The following is a 6,715-nucleotide window of genomic DNA, read 5'->3' on the forward strand; positions in this document are numbered from 1 at the left end:
GACCATCAACGCGCTGCCTTTCGGCGACCTCCTCCACGCGCAGCGCGAGGGATTCGTGCGCGGCGCCCACAGCCCCGCCCGCCACCACCACACCGTCGACCCCGACGCCGACGCCACGCTGCTGCTCATGCCCGCCTGGTCGCACGGCGAGTTCGTCGGCGTGAAACTCGTCAACGTCTTCCCGGCGAACGCGGCCCGGGGCAAGCCGGCCCTGTCATCGGCGTACGTCCTGGCCAGCGCGGTCACCGGCGAGCACCTGGCCGTGATCGACGGCAACGAACTGACCCGCCGGCGCACCATCGGCACCTCGGTGCTCGCCGCCTCCTACCTCGCCCGCCCGGAGAGCGCCACCCTGCTCGTCGTCGGAGTCGGACACGTGGGCAGTCTCGCGGTCGAGGCCTACCGCAGCGCTTTCGACCTGCGCACCGTCCTCGTCCACGCCCGGACCACCACCAACGCCCAGCGCATGGTCGACACCCTGCGGGACCAGGACCTGGAGGCACACGTCGTCACCGATCTGGCATCGGCCGCGGCAGAAGCCGACATCATCACGTGCGCCACCCTCGCCACCGAGCCCGTCATCCGGGGCGAGTGGCTCACCCCCGGCACCCACCTCGACCTCATCGGCAGCTTCCGGCCCACCATGCGCGAGGCCGACGACGCGTGCCTGCGACGCGGCACCCTGTTCATCGACACACCGCAGGCCATCAAGGAAGCCGGCGAGCTGGCCCAGCCCATCGAGGCCGGTCTCCTCAGCCCCGACGACATCGCGGCCACCCTGCCCGAACTGTGCGCGGGCTCCCACCCCGGCCGCACTGCGCACGAGGAGATCACCGTGTTCAAGACGGTCGGCAGCGCCGCCGCCGACCTCAGCGCCGCCTCGCTGGTCTACCGCTCCCACCGCGCCCTGGGTGGTACGTCATGACGCCACAGCAGAGCGGTGACGCCGCCTCCACGGAAACGAAGACGCCACCCGAACTGTCCGCGAGCGAGGGACTGCTGGCGCGCACCGCCACCCGCAGTGCCGCCGTCGCCGAACGCTGGTTCCCCAACGCTCTCGTCTTCGCCCTGCTGGCGGTCCTGGTGGTGGCCGTCGCCGCGATGGGCATAGGCTCCACACCTGCAAAGGTCGCCCAGGTCTTCGGCAACGGCTTCTGGGACCTGATTCCCTTCACCATGCAGATGGCCATGGTCGCCATCAGCGGGTACGTGGTGGCCACCGCCCGCCCCGTACAGCGCGCCATCGTGCGCCTGGCCCGAGTGCCGCGCACCGAGCGCGGCGCCGTGGCGATGGTGGCCACGATCAGCCTCACCTCGGCCCTGCTGAACTGGGGATTCAGCCTCATCTTCAGCGCCCTGCTCGTGCGGCGGCTGGCCGAACGCGACGATCTGCGCGTCGACTACCGGGCCGCCTCGGCCGCCGCCTACCTCGGCCTGGGCGGCAGCTGGGCGCTGGGCCTGAGTTCCTCGGCCGCCCAGTTGCAGGCCAACGCCGAGAGCCTGTCACCGTCCCTGATGGAGATCACCGGCGTCATCCCGTTCCGGGAGACCATCTTCACCTGGCAGTCGCTCACTCTCTCCGCGGTGATCATCGCCGTATGCGTGACCGTGGCGTATCTGACCGCTCCGCGCGGCAACAGCGTGCGCACCGCCGCCGACCTGGGCATCGACCCCAGCGATCCGGTCGAGGAGGACGAGCCGCGCACCCGGCCGGGCGAGTGGCTCGAGTACAGCCCCCTGCTGACCTGCGTGGTCGTACTGCTCGTCGCGGGTTGGGCCGTGCAGGAGTTCGCCAAGCAGGACCCGATCGTGGCGATCTCCGCGCTGAACACCTACAACCTGCTCTTCCTGGGGCTCGGCATGCTGCTGCACTGGCGCCCGCGCCGGTTCCTCGCCGCGGTGACCAAGGCCGTTCCCGCGACGGGCGGCGTGCTCATCCAGTTCCCGTTCTATGCCGGCATCGCAGCGATCATGACGCATGCCACCAACGGCACGGGCAACAGCCTGTCCCACTACCTGGCCTCCGCCTTCACCGGAGTGGGATCCTCCACCCTCTTCCCCCTGATGACCGGCGCCTACTCCGTCGTCCTGGGTTTCCTCGTCCCTTCCGGCGGCGGAAAGTGGATCATCGAGGCGCCGTACATCATGCAGGCCGCCAACGACATGCACGTCAACCTGGGGTGGACGGTCCAGGTCTACAACGCGGCCGAGGCGCTGCCCAACCTCATCAACCCGTTCTGGATGCTGCCGCTGCTCGGGGTCCTGGGCCTCAAGGCCCGCGACATCGTCGGCTACACCTTCCTCTACCTCGTCGCCCTGCTCCCCATCGTGCTCGGCCTGCTCACCGTGCTGTCTTTGACCCTTCCCTACCATCCGCCCGTGATCCCCTAGACGTCCGCGGGCGCCGCGCGAGCCCGTCACCTCATGTGGTCCACCCGCTGCAAGCCGAGGGTGAGGTGATCCAGCACGGAGTCGGGGTCCAGGTCATAGGCCTTGGCCGCTACGCCCACGCTCAGTTCAGCGGCATGGGTCATGGCCCACAGCAACGCGCAGTGGGCTGCGGCGTCGTCATCGCCCAGCTGCCGCCTCAAGCGGTGGACGGCCTCACGGAGTTGGGCCTCGGAGGCGGGGGCGTATCCGTTTTGCAAGGAACCGCGCAAGAGCGCCATGGCTTCCAACGCGGCCGACGGTCGGTACTGGCTCTCGATGGGCATACGCGTTCCTTCCTGCGCCGGCGGAATGTCCGGTGTTACCGCGAAGCTGCGGCGGCTGCCGCAGCTTCGCTGTTCAGCTCCGCTGCCCTGGTCCGCCGCGTACACGCGTGGTGCCACCCGTGCGGTGGACGCCGACGCGGGCCGAACCGAACGTGAGCGTGACATTCGGTCACGGACGCGGGCGGGTCCGGCATGATCATCCGGCGGCGGTACGCTTCGCCGGTTCCCGAACCGATCAGAAGGGCACGGCCTCGGCATGACGGCGCAGCAGAGCATCCGGTTGAACTCGCTTCTCCGGGCCGAGATCAACGTGCCCTGCCCCGCCGAGGGGGACGCCTACCGGCAGCTGGCTCGCGACTGGTTCATGCAGGCCGTGGGCCCTCTGGCCGGAGCGCTCGGTGACGGCTTCGGCTACGGTCTGGACCTCACCGCACGAGCCCTGGCCAACAACGGCAGCGGCCCTTACGGGGCACCCGGAACGCTCTGGGCATCCTTCTACTACGACGAGACCACCCGCCGAGGACAGCGGCCGGTCGAGACCTACTTCTCCCCCGCCCACTGGCAGGAGTTCCTCCGACAGCTCGGCAACCGGCCCCTCGTGGCGCAGCTGCAGCTGGCACTGATCGACGACGAGGGCCAGCCCGGCGAGCCCTGGCTCGAGGTCTCGGTCACCCGTGACGACGATGCGCCGGGCGTGGTCTCTTTGGTCGCCGTGCGCACGACGGAGGAATTCGAGAACCCCGCCACGGCGGACGACGCACAGCAGCGCTGGGAGTCCTTCCTGCGAGACCAGGTCGAGCGCCACGGCAGTGTTCTCTACGCCTCCGTGGCCGACGACGCGGACTACATCACGGGCCGCACCGCCCTCGAAGACGGTCTGGGCCTCCTCCTGGGCGACACCCTGCCCGAGCTGGAGACGACGCTGCGCGGCTACGGATGGCTGACCGTCTGCTCCCCCGGCGTCCTCACCGCCCTGGGCGGGGTTCCCGCCCTGCGGGCCGGCGGAGCCTTCGCCGAGGTGGCCCCGCTGCCCGGCGGCGGTGCCTGGCTCAAGGCCACAGACCGCATCCACGCCTACACCGAAGCCCGCGTACGGGCCGTCTTCGAAGCCCTCGCACCGGTCCTGCCTCCGGGCAAGCCCGTGCCGTCGATCGCGTCCGAGACATCCCGGCTGGTGTACGAGACTCCCAAGCAGTGAGAGCAGGGCCCGGACCGCGCATCGCGGTCCGGGCCCGTCCCCTGCGGTGCCGCCCCTGGCGGCGGTGCATCAGCTCTGCGCGGTGTCCTCGCCCGTCTGCCCGGCGCCCTTGGCCGCGTCCGTCTTCTCGCGCATCTTGCGCAGCAGCTCCGCCTTCTGCTCGGCGGCACCCTGGCGGTCGAGATTGCGGTGCGGACCGTTGTTCTGCCGCTCGGCGCGGGACAGCTTCTTGCGCTGGCCGCCGCCCATGCCCACGGGGTTGTTGATGTTCTTGCTCACGGGTTCTCCCGGAATGATGTGAAGTGATCTACGGATTCATCGGCGAGGAGGGACGGGCGCGGCGACATCGCAGGGACGTCAGCGGGGGCCCGTCACACTGTCACTCGTAAATCAGCGTCTGGAAGAACATGACCACGACATTACCCGGTTCCACCGGCCCCGCCCACCACGATTCCGCCGCCCCGACACCTTCCGGGTCTTCGGCGTACGCACCGTCGCCCCCGGCGGGCCCTGCGCGGACCGGGCGGTATCCGCGAGGGGGCAGCCGCGCTGCCGTCTCAGAAGGCGCCGGCCGCGTGCAGCGCGGCTTCGTCCCCCAGGTATGAGTACCCGCACAGGAGGAGAGCGCGCGCCGCACGCGGCCGGGTCGGTACGAGGGCGGTAGCTGGTATGCGTCAGGCCGCCCGGAGGTGGTGCGGGGTCAGCGGACCGTCGTCAGCTCGCCCTTGTCCTTCAACGTGGCGATGCCGTTGGCCCAGAGGCTGTTGACCCGCTGGCGCTCCTGCGCGTTCGGGGTGGCGTTGGTGCAGGACGTGCCGGGGCCGCCGCCCGACATCAGCTCGCTGCACGGACCCGAGTAGTGGTCGGGCAGGCCGAGCACGTGACCGGTCTCGTGGGCCGTCACACGGGTGGAGTTGTACTGCTGGTTCTGCCGGTAGTCCAGGAAGATGTAGCCGCGGCCGTGCCCGTCGGTGGAGGCGTACGAGCCGCGTGAGTCATTGCCCTCGCGGTACTGGAAGTTGCCGGTCGAGCTGGTCTCCTGCAGCTTCACGTTGCTGACCGAGGAGTTCCATATCTGCGTGCTCCGGGCTATCTGGCTGCGGAAGCTGGGCGCCCGGCTGGTGTTGTAGGTGACGGTGACGACCTGGATGCCCGGCTTGGCTGCCTGCTTCTTCAGCGCCGACTTCATGACGGCGTCGAAGAAGGCCCGGTTGGCGGCCTCGTTCTCGGCCGAGCCCGCGTACGCCGACACGGTGTTCGCGGAGGCGGTCTTGGCCGCCGTCTCGGGTGCGGGCGCCGCGAACGCCGTGGGAGCAGCGGCGAGCGAGCCGACGAGAGCGGCGGCGCCCAGGACGGCGAGGATGCTGGTGCGGGGTCTGTTCACGGGGGGTGTGTCCCTTCCGGGTGTCCGGTGGCCTGGATGGCCAAGGGGGTGGCCGGGAGCTCCCGGGCACGGGGGTGCCCGGGATCCCGGGACCGGAGGCCTGCGGATGCGGGCTTTGGTCGGGACGAGTATCGGGAAGGCGGGGCTCGTTCGTACCGATACCATTCGGTGATAGCAGCAGAGCATCAACTGGTATGCGCCACACCGGGCTTGGCCCATCACTCGCCCGGCTCCGCACCTACCGGGCACCTGTCGGGCACCTGCCGGGTACTGCCGATCCGGACGAGCACCCGCTGCTATGCGGTGATGTGGGGGTTTCTGTCCAGGATGTTCTCGGTGGCCTGCCAGAGCCGGGGCAGGAACCGGGTCACCTCTTCGGCCCGGTGGACGAGATCACCCGTGGAGCTGATGCCGAGGTCGGCGACCGCTGTCCGGAAGGCCGGGGAGAGTGCTTCGTGCAGCTGGGGGGCGTCGGCGGCCAGGATGGTGTGGCAGCGGGCGAAGGTCGCAATGATCCAGAAGACCGCCTCGCGATGGTCGCCTGCGTCGATGAGCTGCTGGCTGCCGTCAATGGCGATCGGCCGTGCGGCGGGGGTGATGTCACTGCTGAAGAAGAACGGGGTCTTCGCCACCGCGACGGCCGCGTCGAACGTCGCGGTGAGTTCGCGCAGCTGATGCTGGACGCGCTCGGCGGTCAGGTGTGCGCAGCCCAGAAGGTCCAGCAACTCCGGGTAGAGGCCGTGGTGCCCGTAGTCGGCGAGAACCTGGCGCGCGGCAAGATAGCGCAGGCGAACGGTCGGGTTGCGCAAGGCGGCAACGAGAGGGACGTGGCAGGTCACGCCGGTGGGAAACAGCCAGGACAGCACCTGCTCGTGGAACGGCGCCGAGGTGTCGATCGCAGCGAGGCGGTTTTCGACCCGGTGGCGGGCGTCCAGGCACCTGCGGCGAACCCAGGACCGGTCGGCGAAATGGCGCGATACACGAGCCTGCAGTCCGCGCAGCTCGCCGGTGGGGTCATCGATGATCGTGTCCGTGCGGAAGCTGCCGGCCAGATGGTAGGACGCCAGGACACTGTCGGCGGAAGCCAGCTCGGCCCGGGGCAGGTAGCTGACTTCCAGCAGGACGCCCCGGAAACGGAGTTTCCCCGGCTTGACCGGTGGGTCCTGGCGGGCGGTGACGACGAAGATGTCGATGTCGGACGAAGGCGGCAGCTCCGCGTCGTCCGGCAGCCCGACGGTCGAGCCGCTGAAGTACGCGCCCCGGTAGCCGGCATCGGAGCGGGCATGCCGCGCGACCCACTCGATGGCGGCGGAACGTGCCAGTCCGACCTTCACTGTCGAATCTCCCCGGTGACGTGAGCAAGATCTTGCAGAGTTCCCGCTGCCGAGGCTGGCGGCGGCGGTGCCACCGGGTCAAGCC

Annotated in this window: 7 protein-coding genes; 3 read left to right on the forward strand and 4 right to left on the reverse strand. The window is 69.8% G+C overall.

Annotated features, from left to right (window positions below):
- On the forward strand, positions 1 to 925 hold a 925-nt coding region (locus tag ACQKIP_RS29285; protein ID WP_427744589.1), incomplete at its 5' end, for an ornithine cyclodeaminase family protein.
- A complete protein-coding gene (locus ACQKIP_RS29290; protein WP_365864950.1) occupies positions 922 to 2,391 on the forward strand; it encodes a short-chain fatty acid transporter in 1,470 nt (489 codons plus the stop codon). The genes ACQKIP_RS29285 and ACQKIP_RS29290, both read left to right, overlap by 4 nt.
- Positions 2,392 to 2,417: 26 nt before the next feature.
- On the opposite strand, the gene ACQKIP_RS29295 is transcribed toward ACQKIP_RS29290, so the two are convergent.
- Positions 2,418 to 2,714, reverse strand: a complete 297-nt coding sequence (locus ACQKIP_RS29295) for a hypothetical protein (protein ID WP_365864948.1) — start codon at positions 2,712 to 2,714, stop codon at positions 2,418 to 2,420.
- Positions 2,715 to 2,970: 256 nt separating this feature from the next.
- Here ACQKIP_RS29295 and ACQKIP_RS29300 point away from each other — a divergent pair, with 256 nt between their 5' ends.
- Entirely contained in the window at positions 2,971 to 3,912 is a 942-nt protein-coding gene (locus ACQKIP_RS29300) for a hypothetical protein (RefSeq protein WP_365864946.1), read from the forward strand.
- 69 nt (positions 3,913 to 3,981) lie between these two features.
- Here ACQKIP_RS29300 and ACQKIP_RS29305 read toward each other — a convergent pair whose 3' ends face one another.
- From ACQKIP_RS29305 to ACQKIP_RS29315, 3 genes are all read right to left on the reverse strand, one after another.
- On the reverse strand, positions 3,982 to 4,191 hold the full coding sequence (locus ACQKIP_RS29305; protein ID WP_365864944.1) for a DUF6243 family protein: 210 nt from the start codon (positions 4,189 to 4,191) through the stop codon (positions 3,982 to 3,984).
- Positions 4,192 to 4,612: 421 nt separating this feature from the next.
- Positions 4,613 to 5,296 carry a snapalysin gene (gene snpA / locus ACQKIP_RS29310; RefSeq protein ID WP_365864943.1) on the reverse strand — a complete coding sequence of 228 codons (684 nt, stop codon included), beginning with the start codon at positions 5,294 to 5,296 and terminating at the stop codon, positions 4,613 to 4,615.
- Between the two features lie 296 nt (positions 5,297 to 5,592).
- Positions 5,593 to 6,630 carry a hypothetical protein gene (locus tag ACQKIP_RS29315; protein WP_365864941.1) on the reverse strand — a complete coding sequence of 346 codons (1,038 nt, stop codon included), beginning with the start codon at positions 6,628 to 6,630 and terminating at the stop codon, positions 5,593 to 5,595.
- Between the last annotated feature and the right edge of the window lie 85 nt (positions 6,631 to 6,715).

Origin of the sequence: Streptomyces sp. NPDC059900 (assembly GCF_050270335.1) — a bacterium.
Lineage (GTDB): Bacteria > Actinomycetota > Actinomycetes > Streptomycetales > Streptomycetaceae > Streptomyces.

What these genes read in the sequence shown, in the direction of transcription:
- ACQKIP_RS29290 (WP_365864950.1), top strand. Translation starts at nt 922, where the DNA reads ATGACGCCACAGCAGAGCGGTGACGCCGCCTCCACGGAAACGAAGACG.
- ACQKIP_RS29295 (WP_365864948.1), bottom strand. Translation starts at nt 2,714, where the DNA reads ATGCCCATCGAGAGCCAGTACCGACCGTCGGCCGCGTTGGAAGCCATG.
- ACQKIP_RS29300 (WP_365864946.1), top strand. Translation starts at nt 2,971, where the DNA reads ATGACGGCGCAGCAGAGCATCCGGTTGAACTCGCTTCTCCGGGCCGAG.